Raw genomic sequence first — 23176 nt, 5'->3', positions numbered from 1 at the left:
GGAACGGCCACCGTGCGCACCCGGGGACGAGATCCACGGCCCCTGTCGTTCGGCGTGAGCTGTGCAGTTCGCTCGCCGCGGTGGGAGGTCGTCGTGCACTCATGAGCACGCGCGGGAAGCGCCGGTGCCGCCGCGCTCGCGTTGCGCTTCGACGAGCAGTCTCGGGCACGCGCGGGGGAGCGCTCCGGGCCCCGGTGCGGGCGCAGCCACCTCAGAAGACGGAGGCGACCCCCGTGACGTCCGCGATCTCCACGGCCACGGGGTCGTCGTCCGGGTTCTGCGAGTCGTACACGATGAACACCGCCGCGGGATCCCCCGGGGGCAGCGCGCGCACCGTGACCACCCCCGACTGCACCCCGGAGAGGATCTCGGCCAGCTGCTGCGCGGTGGACTGCAGCACCTCGGGGGAGGGGGTGCTGCCGCGCTCGTCGAGGATGTCCACGGCCACACCGCGGGCGCGCGCGGCCCGGGTGAGTTCCAGGACGTGGGGCGTGGCGATGGAACGGCCGCGGATGCTGTCCCGCAGCTGGGCCTCCGTGAGCCGGAACTGCTGCACGTCGTAGTCGGTGACCTCGGCGGAGTCGTGGGCGATCTGCTCGAGCAGCCCGCCCGCGAGCCGCCGGACCTCGTCCACCCGGCGGCTCGACGCGTGCCGCATGTCCTTCTCCGCCTCGTCTCGGGCGCGGGCGTTGTCGAGGATCCGCTGGGTTTCCTCACTGCGGCGGAGGAAGAAGTCGTACTGCCGCTCGACCATCCAGGTAGTGATCATCACGGCCACGCCGACCACGTGATATGTCTCCACGGGAATGATCGTGCCGTTGACCACCGGCCACCGCAGGACCGAGAGCGCGGTCACTCCCAGCCAGACGGCGAAGGCCCAGCCCGGGCGGCGCCGCATCCCCAGGGCGAACAGCATTGCGATGAAACCCAGGTGGAACCAGGGCGACTGCCCGGCGTCCGGGGTGGGCGGGGTTGTCGCGTACCCCTGCTGCGCCGCCACCAGGAACAGCACGGTGACCAGGGCTGTGGGGACCGCGGGGAAGCGGCGGCCGTCCCACCGGGGGAGCGCCACGATCAGCCCGGCAAGAACGTAGGCGGTCATGGAGACCGCCATCTCACGGGTGCGCTCCGTTGCGTCGAGGTACTCCGGAGCTTCGAAGAAGGGTGCCGCGAAGGCCGCGAGGACGAAGAGCCCCATGAAACGGTGGGCGAAGACCGCCCGCTCTGCCCCGCTCACACCCGGACGTCCCCGGGCCAGATCAGGCTCACGGTGGTGCCGCGTCCCGGGGCGGTGTCGAGCACTACGCGCCCGCCGATCGAGTCCAGGTTCTCCATGATCGAGACGCGCACGCCGAGCCGACGGTTGGGGACGTCGTGGTAGTTGAAGCCCCGGCCGTCGTCACGGATGGTGAACCGCAGGTAGAAGCCCTCGGGGTTGATCGGGCTGGGCGGGCACACGTCCCCCTCCATGGAGACGATGGTGATCTCGCTGCCGGAGTGGCGGGCGCTGTTGGCCACGGCTTCGCTCACGGCCTGGGTCAGTCCGTGGGCCACGTAGGCGGGGACGAACACGCGCGGTTCCCCCACCGGGCGGACGGGGGCGCGGAGGTTGGTGAACCGGACGCGGGTGCGCCACGGCGCCAGGGCGTCCATGAGCTCGTCCATCAGGTCGTGCACCATCACGGTGTGCGCGGCCGTGGAACGGCTGGACTCCTCTGCGAGCACGTCCAGCGCCCGGGCCGCCAGCTGCCGGGTCCGCCTGTGCAGCACGCCCTGGCTGCGTGAGGCGTCCAGCAGCGCCGCCATGACGTTGTCGTGGATCAGCCGGTCGATCCGTTCCTGGTCCTCGGTCTCGGAGCGGCTGCGGCGCATGGCGAGTGTCTCGGACAGTGCCTCGGCGTAGTTGAGGTCCATGCGCTTCACGCCGCGTTTGCCCACCGTGAGGATCATGACGAGCATCAGACTGAACACGACGCGGGACAGGCCCGCGGCCACCCACGATTCCGCCCGGGGCGCCGTGGTGATCACCTGGCTGGCCACCACGGCGTAGACCACCTCGATCGAGGCCATGTACAGGACGGCCACCGCGGGACTCCACAGCACGGCGGCCGCTGCCACCGCGAGGATGATGAATCCGGAGATCCACGGATTCTGGGGCAGCGATCCCCCCGTCCACGCCGCGGGCAGGGCCAGGATGGCGGCGCCCACCACCGTGGTGAAGGCGAAGAACACCCAGGGCCGCACGGAGTGCCGCAGCCCGTAGTAGAGCGTGCACCCGGTCAGTACCCCGAGCGCCATCAGGAAGAGCGAGTACCAGCCGTGCAGCGAGGACTGCTGCTGGGTGAAGATGGGCAGCACCTCGATCATGTGGGTCACCCCGAACACGCCGAAGCCGATCATGGCGAGCCAGTGGGCACGGTAGGTGTAGACGCCCAGCTCACCCGGCGCGGTGGTGGCGAAGAACCGCTTCCACCGCAGCTGGGTGCTGACCCTGCGGTAGGAGCGGGCCCTGCTGCCCGCCACCGTGCGGAGGGAGGTCACGGGATGTCCGGGGTGGGGATCACAGCTTCTTCTCGGCGCTCGTGACGTCGTCCTCGGGATCCACCAGACCGTCCTCGATGGCACGGATCCGCAGATCGATCTTGGTGGGTGCGGGGCGGCCGATGCGCGCGTACTTCTCGCGGATGCGGTCGATGTTCGTCTTCACCGCGGACTGCTTGATGCCCATGCGCCGGGCCACCTGCACCTGGGCGAACCCGGAGGCGTACAGCCGCAGCGTCTCCCGCTCGCGCGGGGACAGCGCGGCCCGGGAGAACTCCACGTCGCCGTCGATGGCCGCGGCCAGCTCCTTGGTGATCACGGGTTTGCCGTCCGCGATGGCGCGCGCCTCCTCGATGGCGTGCTCGAGGGGGTCCGACTTGCGGACCAGCCCCAGTGCCCCCGCACGCAGGGCCTCGCGGATGAGACCGGCGTTCTCCCCGATGCTGAAGATCAGGACCTTCATGCCCGCGCTGCGCAGGCGCTCCACGTTGCTCGCCGGGCGCGACTTGTCCGCCAGCGACAGGTCCAGCAGGACCACGTCGCACTCGATGCGCTTCGCACCCTGCGCCGTGAGCGCGGGATTTTCCGGGTCCCGTCCCAGCTGGTCCAGCAGCGTGGTCACGGAATCGGACGATCCCACGAGTTTGACGTCCGCCAGCGAGGTCATGGACACCAGGCGGACACCCTCGCGGACCACTTCATGATCGTCGACGACCGCGACGAGTGTTGAAGGCATAGCTGTTTCCTCCGTACTCCCCTGTGGAAGCCCAGCCCAGGCTCCCGACGGTACGAAAGTCTACTGGTTCATTGCATTCGAAATGGTCCAGGCGTCCACTTTACGGTGGTAGCGCATCCCCCAGGCCCCGCCGAGGACCGCGCCCAGCAGGCCCAGGACCAGCGCCCCGGCGAGTGCCACGGCCCCGATGCCCTGGTTGCCGCCGAGGAACTCCTGCACCACCCAGCGCGAACCGCCCCACCCCTGGGCGCCGGCCCACAGCGCCACCCCCGCGGAGGCCACCGCCCGGGCGAGCAGCGACCACAGCCACACGCCCACTCCCTGGGCGACACCCGAGAAGCGAGCCGCGCGGCCCGCCGCGTAGCCACCCGCGAGCAGCGAGAGGAACTCCACCGCGCCCAGCACGCCGACGCCGCTCCACAGCCGGGCGTCGTCCGGTCGGCTCCACGCGCGGGCAAGGGAGTCCCCCGCGCTGCGGGTGGTGTCCACGCCGAACTGGTCACCGACGAGGCCCGCGGCGCCCAGCAGCAAGCCGCCGAGGGCCATGGCCACGAGCAGACCCGTGAGACCGGGGAGCAGCTGCGGGCCGCCGAACCGCTGCCGCTGCCGGGCCCGGAGGGACTCCACGGTGGGGCGGCTCGTCGCACCGGCGGCCTCTGGGCGCACGGCGGGGCGCATGGAGTCCCAGGCGGCCTCCCCCGTGATCCGGTCCTGGGGGCTGGTGAGGTGGTCGTCGCCCACGGGGTCCGCGGGCTCCGCCCGCCGGTCGCGCGGGTGCAGCCTGCCGGAGGCCACCCCGGTGCGACCGGTCTGCGGCGAGCTCCGCGGGGGAAGGCTGCGGGCGGCGTCGTCGGCCGGGACGGAGGGCATGGCGGCGGTGTCCGCGGAGGCGACGTCGCGTCCGGCGGTTTCCGGGCGGGGGAGGGGGCGGGTGTCCTCGGACTCGGAGGCGGCACGTGCGGGGGAGCTCCCGGTCCAGGGGGCGTTGCCGTCGCCGAAGGGGTCACGGGCGGAGGAGGGGGACATGGCGGGGCCTCGATTCGGCGGGGAGTCCGGTGACGGGTCCCGCAAAGTCTACCGACGCGGCCGGGGGCGGGACCGAGCCGGGCCTGCCGCCGGAGGCGGTGAGGACACCGCTCGTGGCGGGTGGAGCGCGGCGGGTAACCTCGCTGTCATGGCTGACGTGAATTCCCGAGACTTCCTGGCATCCCGACCCTGGACGGCGAGCTACGACCCCGGGGTCCCCCGGGACCTGGATCTGCCGGAGACCTCCCTGGTGCACATGCTGGAGAAGTCGGTGGCCCGCCACGGCGCGAAGACCGCCGTCGAGTTCTTCGGGGCCGGGATGAGCTACGCGCAGCTCGGGGACCAGGTGCAGCGCGTGGCGGAGGGGCTGCGGATCCTGGGCGTGCAGGCCGGTGACCGCGTGGCGATCGTGCTGCCCAACTGCCCCCAGCACATCGTGGCCTTCTACGCTGCCCTGCGGCTCGGGGCGATCGTGGTGGAGCACAACCCGCTGTACACCACTCCCGAGCTGCGGCACCAGTTCGAGGACCACGGTGCCCGCGTGGTGATCGCCTGGGACAAGGTGGCCTCGCGGATCACCGGGATGCCAGAGGACCTGGCCGTGGAGCACGTGGTGGCCGTGGACATCACCGCGGCCATGCCCCCGGTGATGCGCCTGGGGCTGCGGCTGCCGCTCAGGAAGCTGGCCGAGCAGCGCAGGGAGCTCACCGCGCCCGCGCCCGGCACCATTGCCTGGAAGACGCTGCTGGACTCCGCCCCGGTGCGCTCGGACCACCCGCGCCCCACCGCCACGGACATCGCGCTGCTGCAGTACACCTCCGGGACCACGGGCCGGCCCAAGGGCGCCATGCTGAGCCACCGCAACCTGGAGTCCAACGCGCTCATGGGCCAGCACTGGCTGGACAGCTCCTCCAACGAGGTGGTCTACGGTGTGCTCCCCCTGTTCCACGCCTTCGGCCTCACCCTGGGGCTGACCTTCGCCATGTCCCTGGGGGCGAAGCTCGTGCTGTTCCCCACCGTGCGCGCGGACCTCATCCTGCGGGCCATGAAGAAGAGCATGCCCACGGTGCTCCCCGCGGTTCCGCCCGTCTACCAGAAGGTGCTCGACGCCGCCGCCGAGACCGGCAAGGACCTCTCGGGGATCCGCGTGGCCGTGTCCGGGGCCATGAGCCTGCCGGTTCCCCTGGTCGCCACCTGGGAGGATGCCACGGGCGGCATGCTCATCGAGGGGTACGGACTCACGGAGTGCTCGCCCCTCGTGGCCTGCAACCCGCTCAACGAGCACCGCCGCGCGGGTTCGATCGGCATCCCCTTCCCGGGCACGGACGTCCGCATGGTGGATCCGGAGACCGGGGAGGATGTCCCGGTGGACGCGGAGGGCGAGCTGCTGGTCAAGGGTCCGCAGACCACGCAGGGCTACTGGAAGCGCCCGGAGGAGACCGCCAAGCTCTTCACGGCGGACGGCTGGCTGCGCTCCGGCGACATCGTCACCGTGGACGAGGACGGCTTCCTGCGCGTGGTGGACCGGATCAAGGAGGTCATCATCACCGGCGGGTTCAACGTGGCGCCCACGGAGGTGGAGACCGCGCTGAAGCTGCACGACGGCGTCGCGGACGCGGCCGTGGTGGGCATTCCCAACGCGGACGGGAACGAGACCGTCGTGGCCGCGGTGGTGCTCGAGCCCGGCACGAGCATGGACGAGGCCGCCCTGCGGCAGCACTGCTACGACAAGGTGACCCGCTACAAGGTGCCGCGGCGGATCGTCGCGATGGACGACCTCCCCCGCACGATGCTGGGGAAGACGCTGCGCCGAGCGGTCAAGGAGGAGATCCTGGAGAAGAAGCTCCTGGACTCCTGAGAGGGGCGGTGGTCGTGGACCTGCGGCAGCTGAACCATTTCATAGCGGTGGCCGAGGAGCGGCACTTCGGCCGTGCGGCCGAGCGCCTGCACATGGCCCAGCCGCCGCTGTCCCAGCAGATCCGCCAGCTGGAGGAGGAGCTGGGCGTCCGGTTGCTGGACCGGACCACGCGGCGGGTGGACCTCACGCCCGCGGGCCAGGAGCTGCTGGACCGCGGGCGGCGGATCGTCACCGAGCTCGAGACGCTGACGGCGGACGTCCACCGGGTGGGCAACGGCGCGGCCGGTGTGCTGCGGGTGGGATTCTCGGGGCCCGCCACCTACGGTGTCATGCCCCGGCTGGGGCGGGCGGTCCAGGAGCAGCTGCCCGGGGTCTCACTCGTGCTGCACGGGGAGATGCCGGGCCCCGCCATGGAAGCGGGGCTGCGTGAGCACACCCTGGATGCCGCTATCCTGTCTCCGCCCGTGGCCTCGCAGGACATCGAGCACCGACTCGTCCACCGCGAGGAACTGGTGGTGGCCGTTCCCCGGGACAGCTCCCTGGCCGCTGGGCCCGTGTCCGCACGGCTGCTGCAGGATCAGCAATTCGTGTCCCACCCGCCGGAGTCCGTGATCGCCCGGACGGTGAGCGAGCTGTGCCGCGCATCGGGCTTCCGGATGCGGATCGGCCAGGTCACGCACGAGACCGCCGGGATGCTCTCGCTTGTGGCGGCTGGAGGAGGAGTCGCCGTGCTCCCCGAATCCGTCCGCGCCCTCCGGCTGAGCGGGGTGGTGTACGTGGATCTGCAGGACTCACCGGGCGTGGACGTGGCGGTGGCCTGGCGCAGGAACGACCGCTCGGCCCTGCTGCGCAGTTTCCTGCACCTGGTGCTGGACGTCATGGAGGGCCCGTGACGTGAGCGATGCCATGGCGGCGCCAACCCCCGTGTGGTGCACCCTGGGGACAAGCACGTCACCAGCGGCAGCCGGAAATGTGACGAAAAAGTCATGGCGGGAATCACGCGGGACCCCATTGCCCTAGGTCAGAGGGCGATTCTCGGATCGACAGCCGGTTTACTTGCGTCTCGATGGAGTTGCCGCATAAAGTGATGGTGTCGGCCGAAGTGGCCCGGGCGCATCCCCCCAAATACGCGCCCGGATGATCCCCCGGTTGGCCGGCGTCCCGATCTCCCCCAGATTCGGGATGTCCGACGGGTCCTGCCGATCCCCCAAGTGGCAGGACCCGTCCCCTGTTAACGGGTCTTTTGCGGACCGTAGTGGATTCCACAGCCGCGGCGGGGCCACGCCCGCGTCATGCGAGGCCCATTGCCGCCAGGCGGGGCAGCACCTTGCGCGCGATGCTCAGCAGGGCGGACTTCTCGTCCTGGCTCAGATGGTCCACGAGCGCCTCGCGCACCATGGCCAGATGCGCCGGCGCCGCCCGCCCGATAGCCTCCCGACCGTGGTCGGTGATCGCCACCACCAGTCCTCGGCCGTCCGTGGGGCTAGGAGAGCGGCGGAGCATGTCCCGCCGCTCCATGCGCGACAGCATGTGGGACAGCCGGGAGCGCTCCCACCCGAGCCCGCGCAGCAGCTCTCGCGAGGGCAGCTCCCCGGACGCCGCCTCGGACAGGGGGACCAGGATGTCGTACTCGGACCCGGAGAGCTCGCTGTCGCGTTGCAGCTGCCGGTCCACGGCGCGTTCCATGCCTCGGCTGAGGCGGAGGAAGTTGCGCCACACCTCCTGCTCGGCGGCGCTGAGCCACGGGACGGGAGGTTCGTTCGATGAGCTGCTCATGCGTCGATGTCTCCTCCGTGGTGCGTGGCAGGCCAGTGGACGGAGGGGTTCAGGGCACGCCCCTCAGTCGCGGGGATCCCTGCGGATCCAGTCCGAATCGTAGTAGCCCTCCGCGTCCCGGCGTTCGCGCCGACCCACCCGCTCGGCGTAGTCCGTGGGGCGGAGGGGGGAGTCGTCGTCGTCCGGGCGGGTGAAGCGCGAGGTGGCCACGAGCCCGAAACCGAGACCCGCACCCACGACCATGGTCATCCCGCCCACGATGAAGGCCAGCACGTAGTCGTCCAGCAGATCCGCGGGAACGGACGGTCCCAGCCACGCGGGCACCACGAATGCCGTGCCGAGGCACCCGAGGCCCAGGAGCAGCAGGGCGGCGGGAATCAGCCACAGCTTCGACCACGGACGACGCTGCGGTTCCTCCGGGTCCTGGAACACGGGCAGCGCGCGCGTCTGCACGGTCGCGAACCCCAGCACTCCCAGGAGCACCAGTGCGGCGCCGATGACCCACCCGACGGGCAGGTCCATGGCCACGAGGGCCAGACCCACCAGGAACCCCATCATGACCACGGTGAAGGAGAGACCACGCCCCATCCGCCGCGCGGCGCGGGTGGCCGCGGTGCGCGCCTCGGGGGAGCGCGCGTCGGTCCCCGCGGGGCCGGGCCGGTGCCCGTCGCGCGGCGGCTCGGCGGGCGACGTCGTGGGCGCACCGGAGCGGGCGGCGTCACCGGGAGCGGCGGAGCCGGTCCGGATGCCGTACCGGGGCGGGGTGTCGGAGCGGGAGCCCCCGGGGGCGTGGCCTTCCGGGGCGCGGTCCCCGCGCGGGGTGTCCTGGGAGTGGTGGTCCGACGAGTCGTGCTCGCCCCGTGGGTGCTGAACGGGATTCATGGTGGGGATCCAGAGGCAATGGTCAACGGTGCCGCGCGGTCGCTGCCGCGAACGGCCTGGACAGGGCCACTGTAGCCCTCCCGGTGGGCCCTCGCCCGGGAGCTGCCCGGACCGCGGGGATGCGCACCGTGCTGGGACACGTGCCGGGGGCGGCACCCCGGCGCCCACCACCGGACGGGCCCGTGGGGACGAGCCGCTTTCGGACCGTGGTGGGCGGGAGGGGCGCGGCACCCGGGGTCCGGGGAATAGGGTTGACGCTGCGCCGTCACAGTCGTGTGCGTGCCGCCGTCCGCGCGGTGCCCGCACGCGGGCCGAGGAGGCCCGGGCGAGCGGGTGCGCCGTCGCACCGATCCGATGTCACCACGCCCCGAGGAGAGCCATGGCCCCGTACCGCAACCAGCGCGCAGCAGCGCTCCCCGCACGACTGTCCCGGTCGTGGCTGCTCACCTCCGCGGCGGACACCTCGCTGTTCGCCCCGGCCCTGGCGTCGGAGGCGGACTCCGTGGTCCTGGACATCGAGGACGCCGTGCCGGAGGAGGACAAGGACCGTGCGCGTGCGGAGCTGGTCCGGGCCATGCAGGACGGCGTGAGCGCGTGGGTGCGGGTCAACGACATCACCACCCCGCACTGGGAGAAGGACCTCGCCGCCCTGAGCGAGGTCCGCAACCTGCGCGGCATCGTGCTGGCCAAGACCGAGCACCCGGACCACATCACCAAGACCGCCATGATGAGCCGCGCGGGAACGCCCGTGGTCGCGCTCATCGAGTCTGCGGTGGGGCTCATGAACGCCTACGACATCGCCCGCGCCCCCGGCGTGTTCCGCCTGGCGTTCGGCGTGGGGGACTTCCGCAAGGACACCGGGGCCTCCGCGGACCCCATGGCGCTGGCCTTCGCCCGCTCCACCCTGGTGACGGCCTCGCGCGTGGGTGAGCTGCCCGGGCCCGTGGACGGCCCCAGCAACGGGGTCCTCGGGGAGGAGCTCGCGTCGGCCTGCCAGGTCACCCAGTCCATGGGCATGACCGGCAAACTGTGTCTGGACCCCGATCAGACGGACGGCATCAACCGCGCTCTGGCCCCGAGCGAGCAGGAGATCCACTGGGCCAGGGAGATGATCGAGCGGGCGAACTCGGGTCACGGTGGCGCGGACGGCTCGTACCTGCCGCGGCTGGCGCGCGCCAGGAAGGTCTCCGAGCTCGCCGAGACCTACGGTCTCTGGAACAGCTGAGCCGCGCCGGAACGCGCCGGGCGGGCGCGCCGCGCACCGCCCCGTGCCCGGGTGCCGGGAAACCGCCGCGGCGGACGGGGCACCGGCCGCGTCAGAGCGGCATGTCCCAGCCGCGCAGTAGCTCTGCCACGGCGGGATCCGCCAGCGATCCCACCAGGTAGTGGCTCGCGAGGGGCTCGTCGTGGCCGTGGGGTGCGCCCAGCACCCACAGTCCCGCGGCGACCGCGGCCGTGGTGCCCGCGGGGGAGTCCTCCACCGCGAGCGCGTCCTCGGGTGCCACGCCCAGGCGGCGCACCGCCTCCCGGTAGATGTCCGGTGCGGGCTTGCCGCGCGGGACGTCCTCGGCGCTGACCCACGTCCGCAGGGTGTCCGCGAGCCCCACGGCATGCATCTTCCGGTCCAGGATGGTGCTCGTGGAGTTGCTCGCCACCGCCACGGGGACGTGCCTGGCCACGGCCTTCACGGTCTCCACCGCGCCCGGGAGCGGTTCGAGGACCGAGCCGACCACGTCGGCCTCGGTGTCCACCAGGCTCCGGTACACGGTCTCGAACCCCGGGGCGCTGCGTCCGTCGCGCCCGGCCGTGTCCTGCGCGCGAGCCGCGATGTGCTCCGCGACGTCCGTGGCGGACAGCCCCATGAGCTCGATCGCCGTGCGTTCGGGGATCTCCACCCCGAACGTCCCGGCCACCCGGGCCTGCACGTCCTTCCACGCTCTCTCGGTGTCCATCAGGACCCCGTCACAGTCGAAGACGACGGCGCTCGGGCGCCACTGCGGGCCCGGCCCGGGCAGGGTTGCTTCCATGCCTCCAGTCAACCACGCGCGCCGGTCCCCGGTGCCCGCGGGCGGGGGGACGGCGGCGTCGTCCGGGGCCCGGGGAGCGGGCGCGCGCTGGCTAGAGTGGGAGCATGGCAGAGAACGCAGGAACTTCAGGGGAGACCGCGGTGCAGCGCCTGGCCGCCGAGTACGGGGTGGCCACCGAGTACGAGGGCTTCGACGGCGAGCTGGTCACCGTGCCGGAGCAGACCCTCCGCAGCGTGCTCACGGCCCTCGGTGCCGACGTCTCGGACGACGCCGCCGTCCACCGCGCCCTGCAGGAGCGCGACCTCGCCCCGTGGCGCGAGCTGCTGCCCCCCGTGGTGATCACCGAGACGCGGCGTGGCGCCACCGTGGCGCTCACGCTGTCCGAGGGGGACGCGGTGCGCGTGCGGCTGTGGCCCGAGGACGAGCCCGGGGCGGCCCGCGAGCTGCATCCCGTCCAGGACGCCGAGCCCGAGACCCGGGAGGTGGCGGGCGAGCGGCGGCGACGCGTGCAGTACGAACTGCCCGGCGACCTGCCCCTCGGGTGGTACCGGCTGCAGGCGCGCACGGACTCCGGTGAGGAGCGGACCATCGATGTGGCGGTGACCCCGCGCCGGCTCAGCACCACGGACCGGCTGCGGGACCACCGGAGGTGGGGGTACATGGCGCAGCTCTACTCCGTGATGTCCTCGCGGTCCTGGGGGGTGGGGGACCTCTCGGACCTCGCGTCGCTCGCGGCCATCAGCGGCGTCCAGGGCGCGGACTACGTGCTCGTCAATCCACTGCACGCCGCGGAACCCGAACCGCCCGTGGAGCCCTCGCCGTACCTGCCGTCCAGCCGTCGGTTCTTCAACCCCCTCTACCTGCGGATCGGGGACGTCGCCGAGTTCCCCTACCTGCGCCCCGCGGACCGGGAGGTCGTGGCGCGGCTGGCCGCGATCCAGCGCAAGGCGGTGCTGGACCCCTCCACGATCGACCGCGACGCCGCGTTCGCCGCCAAGCTCAAGAGTCTCGAGCTGCTGTTCACGGTCCGGCGCTCGCCCTATCGCCAGCAGCAGCTCGAGGCGTTCGTGGCGCAGGCGGGTCAGCCCCTGCAGGACTTCGCCCTGTGGTGCGCCCTGCGCGAGGAGCTGGGTGAGGACTCCCCGCTGTGGCAGGACGAGGCGCGCTCGCCGGAGTCCCCGTACGCGCAGGAGGCCCGCTCCCGGCTGAGCCACCGCATCAGCTTCCACGTCTGGCTGCAGTGGCTGCTGGACGAACAGCTCGAAGCGGCGCAGCGCGCCGCCCACCGGGCCGGGATGGACATCGGCGTGATGCACGACCTCGCGGTGGGTGTGCACGGGACCGGGGCGGACGCCTGGGCGCTGCAGGACGTCCTGGCGTCCGGTGTGAGCGTGGGTGCCCCGGCGGACATGTACAACCAGCTCGGTCAGGACTGGAGCCAGCCCCCGTGGGATCCGCGGAAGCTCGCGGCGGCCGGGTACCAGCCGTGGCGGCAGATGATGCGCACCATCTTCCGGCACTCCGGGGGCGTGCGGATCGACCACGTGGCGGGGCTGTTCCGGCTGTGGTGGATCCCCGAGGGCAACGATGCCTCGGACGGCACCTACGTCTACTACGACCACGAGGCCATGGTGGGAGTGCTCGCCCTGGAGGCGGAGCTCGCCGGGGTGGTGGTCGTGGGTGAGGACCTCGGCACAGTGGAGGACAGCGTGCGGGACCACCTGGAGAGCAAGGGGGTGCTGGGCACGTCCATCCTGTGGTTCGAGATGGACGGGGACCACCCCCTGGACCCCTCCCGGTACCGCGAACTCTGCATGGCCTCCGTCAACACCCACGACCTGCCGCCCACACCCGGGTACCTCGAGGGCGTGCAGCTGCAGCTGCGCGAGGACCTCGGGCTGCTGGCGCGTTCCCCGGAGGAGGAACGGGCGGACGCCCGCAGGCAGCTGGACACGTTCTTGACCGCCGTGGCGGATGCCGGCTATCTTCCGCACGGCGAGGAGTCCACGCAGGAGCAGAAGATCGAGGCGCTCTACCGCTACCTGTGCGATGCACCGTCCCTGCTGCTGAACGTGGCCCTCGTGGACGCCGTGGGGGAGAAGCGGATCCAGAACCAGCCCGGCACCAGCGACGAGTACCCCAACTGGCGGGTGCCCCTCGCGGACTCGGACGGTCGGCCCGTGATGCTCGAGTCGCTCCCCACGTCGGAGCGGGTCAACTCCCTGGTGGACGTGGTCAACGGCGCCCTGGGGACCCGGCGCAGAACGTCCACCGTCACGGCACCCAAGCAGCCCGAGCGCCGTGACCTCGCGGACCCGTTCGGGGGCGCCTCGTGAGCGGTGCCGGGCCGGGGTTGCCCTCCCGGACGAATTAGGTCAGACTGCTCTTCCCTAATCTCCAGGGTGAGGAGATGGGGCCGAGGAAGCTGCATCGGGGTGACGGGCCGGGTCATGGGCGGGCCGTCACCCCGATGCACACCGCCCCGGCCCCGGCGGCCGCTGAATTGGCCCAGCGCGCGGCAACGGCTAGGATCGAGGGGCGCTCGATCGCATTGTCTGTCATTTCACATTTGCGAGAGAGTTCGTAGAAGCCTAGAATCTAAGGCTGTCGTGTGGTGGAGTCCATCTACCGGCGCCTTGATCTTCACCGTCTTCGTCGTAGCGAGTGCCCTGACCGGTACTGCCGCGGGGTAAATACCCATCACGCCCGGCGCGCGAACGGTGGCATTTTCTTGAGGTGGCGGATCACTCTTGGCTGCGGCTGCCGGCAGGACACTGCCCGGCGGCCACCATGCGTGCCGTCATTTCGTCGACATTGGACATTGGAGGAGAACACTATGGCAGCGCACTGCCAGGTGACCGGGGCCCAGCCGGGCTTTGGCCACAGCATCTCGCACTCGCACCGCCGCACCAAGCGGCGCTGGAACCCGAACATCCAGAAGAAGCGCTACTGGGTACCCTCGTTGCGCCGCAACGTGACGCTCAACCTGAGCGCCAAGGGCATCAAGGTCATCGACGCCCGCGGCATCGACGCCGTGGTCAATGAACTCATCGCACGTGGGGAGAAGATCTGAGATGGCAAAGGACAAGGACGTACGTCCCATCATCAAGCTCAAGTCCACGGCCGGCACCGGGTTCACCTACGTCACCCGCAAGAACCGCCGCAACAACCCCGATCGCCTGGTCATGAAGAAGTACGACCCGGTGGTCCGCAAGCACGTCGATTTCCGCGAGGAGCGCTGAAACCATGGCCAAGAAGTCCAAGATCGCCAAGAACGAGCAGCGCAAGGTCATCGTCGAGCGCTACGCGGCCAAGCGTGCCGAGCTGAAGAAGACCCTCGTGGACGAGAACGCGTCCCCCGAGGCCCGCGAGGAGGCCCGTCTGGGTCTGCAGAAGCTCCCCCGCGACGCATCCCCCATCCGCGTGCGCAACCGCGACCAGATCGACGGTCGGCCCCGCGGCACTTTCCAGCGCTTCGGCATCTCCCGCGTGCGCTTCCGCGACATGGCTCACCGCGGCGAATTGCCCGGCATCTACAAGTCCAGCTGGTAATTTCTGCACCGGAAGGCCCGTGTGACTCCCGGTCACGCCTTCCCCAGCGAACGCCACCCGAGTCCAGGAGGACAAGCACATGGCTATGAACCGCAGCGAACTCGTTGCCGAGGTTGCCGAGAAGTCCGGCAACACCCAGGCCGCCGTCAACGGCGTGCTGGATTCCCTCTTCGAGGTCTTCGAGAGCTCCGTCTCCAAGGGCGAGAAGATCACGATCCCCGGATGGCTGTCCGTGGAGCGCACCGACCGTGCCGCTCGTCAGGGCCGCAATCCGCAGACCGGCGAGGCCATCCAGATCCCGGCCGGCCACGGTGTCAAGCTCACCGCGGGCTCCAAGCTCAAGGCTGCTGTCTCCTCCAAGTGAGATGGGTCTGACCGGGTCACAGCACCCGGCACCGCTCGAGGGACCGTTCACGCATCGCGTGAGCGGTCCCTCTGCATGTCCGGGGTGATTCCGGGCGGTCCTTCCGGCGCCCACCCCGGGGGCCCCGGTGCCCTCGTGGGACAGCCGTGACGCGGGTGCGGTCACGGCGGCCCCGCCCCGGGACGTGCCGGCCCCGGGGCGCGCCGGCCGTCACGGGTCGCCGCGGAACGCGCGGTGGCGCATAATAGAAGCCCAGTCCCATCGCGTCTGCCTCGGAGGTGTTCGGTGTCCCCTCGTGCCCGCCGGCTCGCCCGGGGCTGGGTGGCGGCCCTCGTGGCCACCACCCTCGCCGCCGGTTCGCACGCGGCCATGGACGGGACCTGGCCCTCCCCGATAATTGTGGCGCTGTCCACGTGCCTGGCCGCACCGGTGTGCATGCTGCTCGCGGGGCGCGTGCTGTCCCGCGGCAGCGTGGTCTGCGCGGTGGTGGTCTCCCAGACGCTGCTGCACACCCTGTTCGCGCAGTCCGGCGGCGTGGCGCACGCCGTGGACCACTCCCACCACCAGCTCGCGGCCGCGGCGGACGGACCCGCCGTCGTGGTCTCGGTGCTGCCCGGCAGCGCCCACCACGGGACCGGGATGCTCGTGGCGCACGGGGTGGCCGCCCTGGCCACCTACCTCCTGCTGCGGCACGGCGAGATGGCGGTGTTCCGGCTGCTGGACGCCCTGTCACTGCGCGTCCTGCGGCTGCTCACGGCCGTGGTGCGCCCCGTGACCGCGGTGGTGCCCCGGCGGATCTCGTGGACCTCTCCTCGTTCCCTCGCGGACCAGCTGCTGCTCTCCTCCGTCTGCGCCTACCGCGGGCCACCGGCCATCGCCTAGGCATCGCCCGGAGTGGAGCATTCCGTGGATCCGATGCCGCTGACAGCATCCATCGCATCCACTTCGCCGCGACCACTGCGGCACGTCCGCGCCACGGAGCGCAGGAGAGAAGTTCCATGTCCCACATCACCACACCCTCGGTCCCCGGCGCCCGCATCCGCGCGGTGGCCGGCGACGTCCCCCACCGGGCCGTCCCCGTGCGAGCCGTGCTTCCGGCCCTGATCGCGGCGCTGTGCGCGCTGACGCTGCTGCTGTCCACGGCCGGGCCCGCCCGGGCCCACGACGAACTCGTGCGCATGAATCCGGAGGCCGGGGCCACCATCGCGAAGGCCCCCACGACGCTCGAGCTCACGTTCTCGGGCAGTATCCAGGACATCGGCAGCGAGGTGCGGGTCACGGACTCGCGGGGCACGGACGTCACGCGCGGCACGCTCGCGGTGCAGAACACGAAGGTCTCCCAGCCCCTGCGCGAGGGCGGGGACACCGACGAGACCTACACCGTGACGTGGCGGGTGGTGTCCCAGGACGGCCACCCCATCGAGGGAACCTTCACCTACTCCGTGGGTGAGGGCTCCGGGACCACGGCCTCCCCCGCACCCGTGGCCGAGGCGTCCCAGGGGAGCGGCAGCGCGGAGAAGTCCGAGGACGGCCGCCAGAACGTGAGCGGCACGGGCATCCCCAGCTGGGTGCTGCCGGTCGTCGGCGGCGTGGTCGCGCTCGTCCTGCTTCTCGTGGTCCTCGCGTTCGCCACCCGGCCGAAGCAGCGCTGAACCTCCGGTCCCGCGAGGCACCGCGCACGCGGAGACCGGCACACGCCCATTCCGGTCCGCGCCACGAGGCTCCCGTGACCGTCCGGACCCACCGGCCGACGACCGCGGCCGGTGCCGACGGTACGGACCACCTCCCGGGCACGACCCGGTGAATGTCCACACGCGCACACTGCGCGCCGGGCCACCGGGTTCGACGCCGCGGGGCACGTCCTGCGGCTCCCGGGGCACCGCCACGCGGCCGGACCAGCAACGTTCCGAAGGATTCACACCATGAACAACCACAGCCACACCACCGACCGCACCGCGCCGCACACCACCGAGCCGCGGTCCCTCCCTCGCGCGGTGCGGCCCGCGCACCGGGCCCTGGCCGCCGTGGCGGCGCTGGGCCTGGGCATGGCCGCCCTGACCGGCTGCTCCTCCCAGAACGGTGAGCAGGCGGCGTCGAACGGGGGTGAGAGCTCGGCGTCGCAGACCGCGGCGGCCGCGCCCCTCGAACTCGGAGACGGCTGGGCCAAGGCCGCGGACTCGGGCATGACGGCCGTGTTCGGCAAGGTCACGAACACGTCCGACAAGGACGTCACCCTCACCGGGGCCGCGGCCGACGGCACCGCGGACTCGGTCCAGCTGCACGAGACCGCCAAGGACGGACAGAGCGGTTCCACGCGGATGAAGGAGAAGAAGGGCGGGTTCACCATTCCCGCGGGGCAGAGCATCACGCTCGAACCGGGTGGGAACCACATCATGCTCATGGGCCTCACGTGCTCCCTGCAGCCGGGCAGCGACCTGACGCTGCGGCTGAGTACCGACGCCGGTGCGCAGGACGTGACGGTCCCGGTGCGGGACTACTCCGGCGCCAAGGAGAACTACGCACCCGGGGACGGTGCCAGCGGGTCCTCGGACGAGCACTCCTCGCACGGGTCCCACGAGCACGGCGAGCACTCCTCCCACGAGGGGATGGACATGTCCTCCTCCGCGCCCGCCCACGAGCACGCCTCCCACGGCGGACACGCCGACTCGCCGTCCGCCTCGGCCCTGCCGGAATGTCATGGCCGCTGACCACGACCCCTCACCCACGGGGTGGAGCCGGCGATCGCTCCTCGCGGGAGCGGTCGCCGGCGCCGGCGCCACGGGCATCGGCGCGGTGTCCGCCGCGGCCCTGGGCGCCACCGACCCCCGGCTGTCCGCGGCGCAGGACGGACCCCGGCCCGGTCTCAGGACCGAGCCGTTCCACGGCGCGCGGCAGGCGGGCGTGGCCACGCTGCCCCAGGCGTTCAGTGCGTTCATCGGGCTGGACCTGAACGCGTCCGCCACCCGGGAGTCCCTGCGGCGCCTGCTGCGGATCCTCACCGACGACGCCGCCGCGCTGACCCAGGGGGAGGCACCCCTCAACGACCAGGAGCCCTGGCTCGCCCGCAACCCGTCCCGGCTGACCGTGACCGTGGGCTTCGGTCCGCGCGCGGTGCGGCTCGTCGACCGGAGCCGGGCGCCGCGGTGGCTGCGGCCGCTGCCGGCGTTCGGGATCGACAGGCTGCAGGAGAAGTGGGGCCAGGCGGACCTGCTGCTGCAGCTGTGCTGCGACGACAAGCTGACCCTGGCCCACGCGCAACGGGTGCTGCTCAAGGACGTCCGCTCGTTCGCGGCCGTGCGGTGGGTGCAGGACGGGTTCCGCAACACGGTGGGGGCCACCGAGGACGGCCAGACCATGCGGAACCTGTTCGGGCAGGTGGACGGCACGGTCAACCCGTACCCGGGGGAGGCGGACCACGACCGCGTGGTGTACGGCCAGGGCGGGTTCACCCCGTGGGTCCAGGACGGCACATCCGTGGTGATCCGGCGCATCCACATGAACCTGGACACGTGGGACGAGGCGGACACCCCCGCCCGCGAGGACGCCGTGGGGCGCAAACTCTCCGACGGCGCCCCGCTGACCGGCCGGCAGGAGCACGACGAGCCGGACTTCGCGGCCAAGGGCCCCCTGGGCTTCCCCGTGATCTCCTCCTACAGTCATGTGCGGCGCTCCCGCAGCGACAACCCGGACGAGAAGATCTTCCGCAGGGTCTACAACTATGATCTGGCGGTGAGCGACGCGTCCGGGCGGAGCCGCTCCGGGGACGTCGGCGGCGGTGTGTCCAACACGGGACTGATCTTCGCGTCCTACCAGTCGGACCCCGAGAAGCAGTTCGTGCCCATCCAGAAGCGGCTGGACGAGCTGGACATGCTCAACACGTGGACCGTCCCGATCGGTTCCGCGGTGTTCGCCATCCCGCCGGGCTGCCGCCCGGGAGGATTCATCGGGGACGCGCTGTTCACGTGATCCCCAGCAGCAGCACCACCCCGCACGCGTCCGGTCGCGAACCGCGCGGGCACACCACAGCGAGCAGTCGACGGGCCGGAGGAACACCACGATGAGCACCACCGCACGGACCAGGGGCAGCCACCCGGACCGGACGAGCGGGCCCGCCGGCCCCTCCGGGCGGGGGACCGCGCCGTCGCCCGGCGTGAGCGTGAGCCCGTGGACCGTGTCCGTGGTGCTGGTCGCGGCGCTGATCGGGATGACCGCGGCGCTGCTCTTCGGTGGGGCCGCGGCTCCCCGGCAGGTGGCGGACCCGGGGACGTTCGTGCGCTGGGGTCTGCCCCTGGTGGAGACCGTGCACAACATCGCCATGACCGTGGTCATGGGCGGGCTGCTGCTGGCCATCGGCGTGGTCCCGCGGTACGCGGACCCCGCACGCAGGCGCCCGCCCCGCAACAGCAGGGACCAGGCGGGGGAGCCGGAGCACCCGGTCTTCCGCGCCGTGCTGCAGCTCGTGGAGGCGGCCGCCGTGGTGTGGACGGTCTCCGCAGTGGCGGTGCTGGTGTTCACGTACTCGGACGTCTCCGGCTCGGGCATCGGGACCGGGGGCAACTACACCCAGCAGCTGCTGCACTACATCACCGGGATCTCCACGGGGCAGTCCCAGGCCGTGCTCGTGATGGTCGCCGCCGTGGTGACCACCCTGGTGTTCGGGGTGCGCGCGCTGCTCGGGCTGCTCTGCACGCTGGCGCTGTCCTTCGTGGCCCTCGTGGCGCTCGCTCTGAACGGGCACGCGGCCGGGGGAGCGGACCACATGGGAGCGGTGAACTCCCTGGGCCTGCACCTGCTGGGTGTGAGCCTGTGGGTGGGCGGGATCATCGTGCTCGTGTGGGTGGGGCCGCTGCTGTCCCGCGAGTCCACCGTGATCAGCCGCCGGGGCGGCACCACCCACAGTGAGCCGCTGCTCGCGGTGGTGCTGCGCCGCTACTCGGTGCTCGCGCTGGGGTGCTACGTGCTGGTGCTGCTGTCCGGGGTGGTCAACGCCGCCGTGCGCATCGGCTCGTGGGAGCAGCTGACGTCCTCCTACGGGCTGCTGGCGCTGACCAAGCTCGTCCTGACCCTCGTGCTGGCGGCGGTGGGCTTCGCGCACCGGCAGTGGCTGATCCCCGGTGTGGCGGACGGCTCCCGCTCCCGCGCCGCGACCTTCTGGCGCGTCATCGTGGTGGAAGTGGTCCTCATGGGGCTGCTCATGGGGATCGCCACAGCCCTGAGCCGCACCGCCCCGCCCGTCCCGGAGGAGCTCGAGCCGGACGCCTCCCCCGCGCGGATCCTCACCTGGTACGAGCTGCCCCCGGAGCCCACCCTCGCCCGCTGGTTCACCACGTGGCGCTGGGACTGGTTCTGGGTGGCCGTGATCGCGTTCCTGGCGATCGTGTACCTGTGGGCCGCTGTCAAGGTGTGGCGGCGCGGGGACACCTGGTCCCCGCTGCGCACCGCGTCGTGGCTCGTGGGACTGGGCGCGCTGCTCTACGCCACGTGCGGCGGCGTCTCCGTCTACGCGCGGGTGCTGTTCTCGGCGCACATGGTGGAGCACATGTCGCTGACCATGATCGTGCCGCTGTTCCTGGTCTCCGGGGCGCCCGTGACGGTGATCCTCAAGGCCCTGGAACCCCGCCGTGACGGCACCCGCGGACCGCGTGAGTGGATCCTGCGCCTGGTGCACTCCACGTGGGGCAAGATCGTGACCCACCCGATCTTCGCGGCGGCCAACTTCGCGTTCTCGATCGTGCTGTTCTACTTCACGGACCTCTTCCGGTTCACGCTGCGCTACCACGTGGGCCACGAGTTCATGATGATGCACTTCCTGTTCACCGGGTACATGTTCGCGCTCGTGCTGATCGGCATCGACCCCATCCCGCGGCGGCCCGCCTACCCCATGCGCCTCGTGCTGCTGCTCGTGACCATGGCAGCGCACGCGTTCATCGGCATCAGCATCATGAGCCTGACCTCGGTGCTGCAGGCCTCGTGGTTCGGCAACATGGGCCGTCCCTGGGGGCCGAACGCCCTGGACGACCAGCAGCTGGGCGGCATGCTGATGTGGGGCATCGGGGAGTTCCCCACGTTCCTGCTGGCGGTCATCATGGCCGTGCTGTGGGCCATGGAGGGCAGCAAGGAGAACCGCCGCGTGGACCGGCAGGCCGAGCGCACGGACGACGCCGAGCTGCGCGCCTACAACGAGATGATGGCCCGGCTCGCGGAGCAGGAGGAGACCCGCCGCTGATCCTCTCCCGCGCAGTGTGCGGGGTGTCATGCGCGCGATGGGAAGCACAGCCGAGCGGTCGGTGTTGGACGAGGTGGACGACTCTGACCCCCCTGGAAGGACCCCAGTGACAGCTGCACGCATGAAGACCCCCGTTCGCGCCTCGGAACTGACGGGGCGGGCCTGGCTCAACACCGGTGGTGAGCAGCTGGACCTGCAGGCCCTGCGCGGGAAGATCGTGATCCTGGACTTCTGGTCCTTCTGCTGCATCAACTGCCTGCACGTGCTCGACGAGCTGCGTCCGCTCGAGGAGGAGTACGGCGACGTGGTGGTGACCGTGGGCGTGCACTCGCCCAAGTTCGAGCACGAGGCAGACCCGGACGCCCTGGCCGCCGCCGTGGACCGCTACGAGATCACGCACCCCGTGCTGGACGACCCCCGGCTGCAGACCTGGGACGCCTACACCGCGCGGGCGTGGCCCACCCTGGTGGTCGTGGACCCGGAGGGCTACATCGTGGCGCACCTCTCCGGGGAGGGTCACGTGCCCGGTCTCGTGTCACTCGTGGCGGAGCTCGTGGCCGAGCACGACGCCAAGGGCACCCTGCACCGCGGGGACGGCCCCTACGTGCCCCGCCCGCAGCCCGAGGGGGACCTGCGCTTCCCCGGCAAGGTGGTCGCCCTGCCGGACGGCTCGTTCATGGTCAGCGACACCGGCCACCACCGCCTCGTGCAGCTCGAGTCGGACCTCACGACCGTGCGTCGCACGATCGGCTCCGGCACCCGCGGCTGGGCGGACGGACCCCGCGACGTCGCACGGTTCAACGAGCCGCAGGGCATCGCTGTGCTGCCCGGGCACGTGCGCTCGGCGGTGGGCTACGACCTCGTGGTCGCGGACACCGTCAACCACCGGCTGCGGGGCGTGGACCTCGGCGCCGGCTCCGTGCGCACCCTGGCGGGCAGCGGGGTCCAGCGGCTGCTCGACGACGCACGCGCCCGCGGGGTGGACCCGAACGCCATCACCGGGACCGATCCCACGGAGGTGGCGCTGTCCTCGCCGTGGGACCTGGTGTGGTCCGACGCCGCGGACGCCCTCGTGGTCGCCATGGCCGGCACGCACCAGCTGTTCTCCTTCGACCCGCGCACCGGGGCGCTGGCCGTCCTCGCCGGCACGGGGGACGAGGGGCTGCGCGACGGTGCGGCCCGCGAGTCCTGGTTCGCCCAGCCCTCGGGGCTGGTCCAGGACGCCCACGGCGCCGTGTGGGTCGCGGACTCCGAGTCCTCCGCGCTGCGCAGGGTGAGCTTCCCGGGGAACGACGCCGCGGCGTCGCCCTCCGGACCCGGTGCGCCCCGCGCCGCGGCCGCCCCCGCCTGGGACGTCGCGGCCACGGACGTCACGGCGGAGACCGCTGCGGCGGCGTCTTCAGCGGGGGGCACCGGTTCCGCGCAGGATGCTGCCCGCGAGGTCTCCGTGGAATCCGCCGTGGGCCTGGGCCTGTTCGACTTCGGCTTCCGTGACGGTCCGGCGCAGGAGGCGCGCTTCCAGCACTGCCTCGGTGTCACCGTGCTCCCGGACGGCTCCGTGGCCGTGGCCGACACCTACAACGGGGCCGTGCGCCGCTACGACCCGGTGACCCGTGAGGTCACCACGCTCACCCGCGGACTGGCCGAGCCCTCGGACGTGCTGCTGGACACGAGCCACGAGGAGCCCGTGCTGGTGGTCGTGGAGACGAACGCCCACCGGCTGGTGCGGGTGGCCGTCCCGAAGCAGGCCCAGACGGTGGACGAGGGCGCGGCGCGGATGCAGCGCAAGCGCACCCCGGTGGCACCCGGCGAGGTGGAGCTCGCGGTGCGCTTCGCGGCCCCTGCGGGCCAGAAGCTCGACACCCGGTGGGGGGACCCCACGCAGCTGAAGATCTCGTCCTCGCCCGAGGACGCCCTGGTGGCGGGCGGCGGCACGGCACAGGGGCTCTCCCGCACGCTGCGGATCGCCGACGGCGTCACGGAGGGCGTCCTGCACGTCACCGCCCGCGCCGCGGCCTGCGACGGTTCCCCGGACGGTGAGATCCCTGAGCACGCCGCGTGCCACCTCTACCAGCAGGACTGGGGGATCCCCTTCACCGTGGATCCCGCGGCCGCAGCCTCGCTGACCCTGGAGCTGCGCGGACTGGACTGAGTCCCGGAGCCGGGACCCCGGCCGCGCAGCTCCGGG

General features: G+C 71.8%; 21 protein-coding genes. 14 read left to right on the top strand and 7 right to left on the bottom strand.

Annotation, left to right across the window (positions count from 1 at the left end; genetic code table 11):
* Nucleotides 1-211: 211 nt before the first annotated feature.
* Genes C1C97_RS06175 through C1C97_RS06160 form a run of 4 tightly spaced genes read right to left on the bottom strand, consistent with a single transcriptional unit; the run spans nucleotide 212 to nucleotide 4303 of the window.
* On the bottom strand, nucleotides 212-1237 hold the full coding sequence (locus C1C97_RS06175; RefSeq protein WP_110920709.1) for a hypothetical protein: 1026 nt from the start codon (nucleotides 1235-1237) through the stop codon (nucleotides 212-214).
* The gene (locus C1C97_RS06170) at nucleotides 1234-2541 is read right to left on the bottom strand and encodes a sensor histidine kinase (protein ID WP_233542781.1); all 1308 of its coding nucleotides are present in this window, start codon (nucleotides 2539-2541) and stop codon (nucleotides 1234-1236) included. Before C1C97_RS06170 ends, C1C97_RS06175 begins: the two co-directional genes overlap by 4 nt.
* A gap of 19 nt (nucleotides 2542-2560) precedes the next feature.
* Nucleotides 2561-3277, bottom strand: coding sequence for a response regulator transcription factor (locus tag C1C97_RS06165; protein ID WP_110920710.1), 717 nt, complete (start codon nucleotides 3275-3277; stop codon nucleotides 2561-2563).
* 60 nt (nucleotides 3278-3337) lie between these two features.
* Nucleotides 3338-4303, bottom strand: coding sequence for a hypothetical protein (locus C1C97_RS06160; protein ID WP_121030672.1), 966 nt, complete (start codon nucleotides 4301-4303; stop codon nucleotides 3338-3340).
* Between the two features lie 148 nt (nucleotides 4304-4451).
* Here C1C97_RS06160 and C1C97_RS06155 point away from each other — a divergent pair, with 148 nt between their 5' ends.
* A complete protein-coding gene (locus C1C97_RS06155) occupies nucleotides 4452-6161 on the top strand; it encodes a long-chain-fatty-acid--CoA ligase (protein WP_110920889.1) in 1710 nt (569 codons plus the stop codon).
* A 14-nt stretch (nucleotides 6162-6175) separates the two neighbouring features.
* Nucleotides 6176-7054, top strand: a complete 879-nt coding sequence (locus tag C1C97_RS06150; protein WP_110920891.1) for a LysR family transcriptional regulator — start codon at nucleotides 6176-6178, stop codon at nucleotides 7052-7054.
* 397 nt (nucleotides 7055-7451) lie between these two features.
* On the opposite strand, the gene C1C97_RS06145 is transcribed toward C1C97_RS06150, so the two are convergent.
* Nucleotides 7452-7937 (bottom strand): MarR family winged helix-turn-helix transcriptional regulator, encoded by a 486-nt coding sequence (locus C1C97_RS06145; protein WP_121030670.1) that lies wholly within the window; start codon nucleotides 7935-7937, stop codon nucleotides 7452-7454.
* A 63-nt stretch (nucleotides 7938-8000) separates the two neighbouring features.
* Nucleotides 8001-8819 (bottom strand): hypothetical protein, encoded by an 819-nt coding sequence (locus tag C1C97_RS06140; protein ID WP_121030668.1) that lies wholly within the window; start codon nucleotides 8817-8819, stop codon nucleotides 8001-8003.
* 379 nt (nucleotides 8820-9198) lie between these two features.
* Between C1C97_RS06140 and C1C97_RS06135 the strand changes: the two genes are divergently transcribed.
* On the top strand, nucleotides 9199-10044 hold the full coding sequence (locus C1C97_RS06135) for an HpcH/HpaI aldolase/citrate lyase family protein (RefSeq protein ID WP_110918896.1): 846 nt from the start codon (nucleotides 9199-9201) through the stop codon (nucleotides 10042-10044).
* A gap of 91 nt (nucleotides 10045-10135) precedes the next feature.
* On the opposite strand, the gene C1C97_RS06130 is transcribed toward C1C97_RS06135, so the two are convergent.
* Nucleotides 10136-10846 carry an HAD family hydrolase gene (locus C1C97_RS06130; RefSeq protein ID WP_121030666.1) on the bottom strand — a complete coding sequence of 237 codons (711 nt, stop codon included), beginning with the start codon at nucleotides 10844-10846 and terminating at the stop codon, nucleotides 10136-10138.
* 104 nt (nucleotides 10847-10950) lie between these two features.
* On the opposite strand from C1C97_RS06130, the gene malQ reads away from it, so the two are divergent.
* The 11 genes from malQ to C1C97_RS06075 all read left to right on the top strand — a co-directional run bounded on the left by malQ (nucleotide 10951) and on the right by C1C97_RS06075 (nucleotide 23140).
* Entirely contained in the window at nucleotides 10951-13182 is a 2232-nt protein-coding gene (gene malQ / locus C1C97_RS06125) for a 4-alpha-glucanotransferase (protein ID WP_121030664.1), read from the top strand.
* Between the two features lie 500 nt (nucleotides 13183-13682).
* A complete protein-coding gene (gene rpmB / locus C1C97_RS06120) occupies nucleotides 13683-13919 on the top strand; it encodes a 50S ribosomal protein L28 (protein ID WP_012397434.1) in 237 nt (78 codons plus the stop codon).
* A 1-nt stretch (nucleotide 13920) separates the two neighbouring features.
* The gene (rpmG, locus tag C1C97_RS06115) at nucleotides 13921-14088 is read left to right on the top strand and encodes a 50S ribosomal protein L33 (RefSeq protein ID WP_012397435.1); all 168 of its coding nucleotides are present in this window, start codon (nucleotides 13921-13923) and stop codon (nucleotides 14086-14088) included.
* Between the two features lie 4 nt (nucleotides 14089-14092).
* The gene (rpsN, locus tag C1C97_RS06110; protein ID WP_012397436.1) at nucleotides 14093-14398 is read left to right on the top strand and encodes a 30S ribosomal protein S14; all 306 of its coding nucleotides are present in this window, start codon (nucleotides 14093-14095) and stop codon (nucleotides 14396-14398) included.
* A 79-nt stretch (nucleotides 14399-14477) separates the two neighbouring features.
* The gene (locus tag C1C97_RS06105) at nucleotides 14478-14762 is read left to right on the top strand and encodes an HU family DNA-binding protein (protein WP_055082754.1); all 285 of its coding nucleotides are present in this window, start codon (nucleotides 14478-14480) and stop codon (nucleotides 14760-14762) included.
* Nucleotides 14763-15047: 285 nt separating this feature from the next.
* Nucleotides 15048-15644, top strand: a complete 597-nt coding sequence (locus tag C1C97_RS06100) for a PDZ domain-containing protein (protein ID WP_121030662.1) — start codon at nucleotides 15048-15050, stop codon at nucleotides 15642-15644.
* A 116-nt stretch (nucleotides 15645-15760) separates the two neighbouring features.
* Nucleotides 15761-16414 carry a copper resistance CopC family protein gene (locus C1C97_RS06095; RefSeq protein ID WP_121030660.1) on the top strand — a complete coding sequence of 218 codons (654 nt, stop codon included), beginning with the start codon at nucleotides 15761-15763 and terminating at the stop codon, nucleotides 16412-16414.
* 270 nt (nucleotides 16415-16684) lie between these two features.
* Nucleotides 16685-17470 carry a copper chaperone PCu(A)C gene (locus tag C1C97_RS06090; RefSeq protein WP_110918901.1) on the top strand — a complete coding sequence of 262 codons (786 nt, stop codon included), beginning with the start codon at nucleotides 16685-16687 and terminating at the stop codon, nucleotides 17468-17470.
* On the top strand, nucleotides 17460-18728 hold the full coding sequence (locus C1C97_RS06085) for a Dyp-type peroxidase (RefSeq protein WP_121030658.1): 1269 nt from the start codon (nucleotides 17460-17462) through the stop codon (nucleotides 18726-18728). The genes C1C97_RS06090 and C1C97_RS06085 overlap by 11 nt, the downstream gene beginning before the upstream one ends.
* Before the next feature lie 91 nt (nucleotides 18729-18819).
* Entirely contained in the window at nucleotides 18820-20988 is a 2169-nt protein-coding gene (locus C1C97_RS06080) for a cytochrome c oxidase assembly protein (protein WP_121030656.1), read from the top strand.
* 121 nt (nucleotides 20989-21109) lie between these two features.
* Entirely contained in the window at nucleotides 21110-23140 is a 2031-nt protein-coding gene (locus C1C97_RS06075) for an NHL domain-containing thioredoxin family protein (RefSeq protein WP_233542780.1), read from the top strand.
* The last annotated feature ends 36 nt before the right edge of the window (nucleotides 23141-23176 follow it).

The sequence above is a fragment of the Kocuria tytonis genome, from assembly GCF_003226895.2.
GTDB lineage: Bacteria > Actinomycetota > Actinomycetes > Actinomycetales > Micrococcaceae > Kocuria > Kocuria tytonis.
Note: the sequence above shows the minus strand (reverse complement) of the source record. Positions and strands in the feature narration are given on the sequence as shown.

Bases quoted from the DNA above. Each gene is read 5' to 3' on its own strand.
- C1C97_RS06140 (WP_121030668.1), bottom strand. From the start codon at position 8,819: ATGAATCCCGTTCAGCACCCACGGGGCGAGCACGACTCGTCGGACCAC.
- C1C97_RS06080 (WP_121030656.1), top strand. From the start codon at position 18,820: ATGAGCACCACCGCACGGACCAGGGGCAGCCACCCGGACCGGACGAGC.
- C1C97_RS06135 (WP_110918896.1), top strand. From the start codon at position 9,199: ATGGCCCCGTACCGCAACCAGCGCGCAGCAGCGCTCCCCGCACGACTG.
- C1C97_RS06130 (WP_121030666.1), bottom strand. From the start codon at position 10,846: ATGGAAGCAACCCTGCCCGGGCCGGGCCCGCAGTGGCGCCCGAGCGCC.
- malQ (WP_121030664.1), top strand. From the start codon at position 10,951: ATGGCAGAGAACGCAGGAACTTCAGGGGAGACCGCGGTGCAGCGCCTG.
- C1C97_RS06085 (WP_121030658.1), top strand. From the start codon at position 17,460: ATGGCCGCTGACCACGACCCCTCACCCACGGGGTGGAGCCGGCGATCG.
- C1C97_RS06155 (WP_110920889.1), top strand. From the start codon at position 4,452: ATGGCTGACGTGAATTCCCGAGACTTCCTGGCATCCCGACCCTGGACG.
- C1C97_RS06105 (WP_055082754.1), top strand. From the start codon at position 14,478: ATGGCTATGAACCGCAGCGAACTCGTTGCCGAGGTTGCCGAGAAGTCC.
- rpmB (WP_012397434.1), top strand. From the start codon at position 13,683: ATGGCAGCGCACTGCCAGGTGACCGGGGCCCAGCCGGGCTTTGGCCAC.
- rpsN (WP_012397436.1), top strand. From the start codon at position 14,093: ATGGCCAAGAAGTCCAAGATCGCCAAGAACGAGCAGCGCAAGGTCATC.
- C1C97_RS06090 (WP_110918901.1), top strand. From the start codon at position 16,685: ATGAACAACCACAGCCACACCACCGACCGCACCGCGCCGCACACCACC.
- C1C97_RS06095 (WP_121030660.1), top strand. From the start codon at position 15,761: ATGTCCCACATCACCACACCCTCGGTCCCCGGCGCCCGCATCCGCGCG.
- C1C97_RS06160 (WP_121030672.1), bottom strand. From the start codon at position 4,303: ATGTCCCCCTCCTCCGCCCGTGACCCCTTCGGCGACGGCAACGCCCCC.
- rpmG (WP_012397435.1), top strand. From the start codon at position 13,921: ATGGCAAAGGACAAGGACGTACGTCCCATCATCAAGCTCAAGTCCACG.
- C1C97_RS06075 (WP_233542780.1), top strand. From the start codon at position 21,110: ATGAAGACCCCCGTTCGCGCCTCGGAACTGACGGGGCGGGCCTGGCTC.
- C1C97_RS06145 (WP_121030670.1), bottom strand. From the start codon at position 7,937: ATGAGCAGCTCATCGAACGAACCTCCCGTCCCGTGGCTCAGCGCCGCC.
- C1C97_RS06165 (WP_110920710.1), bottom strand. From the start codon at position 3,277: ATGCCTTCAACACTCGTCGCGGTCGTCGACGATCATGAAGTGGTCCGC.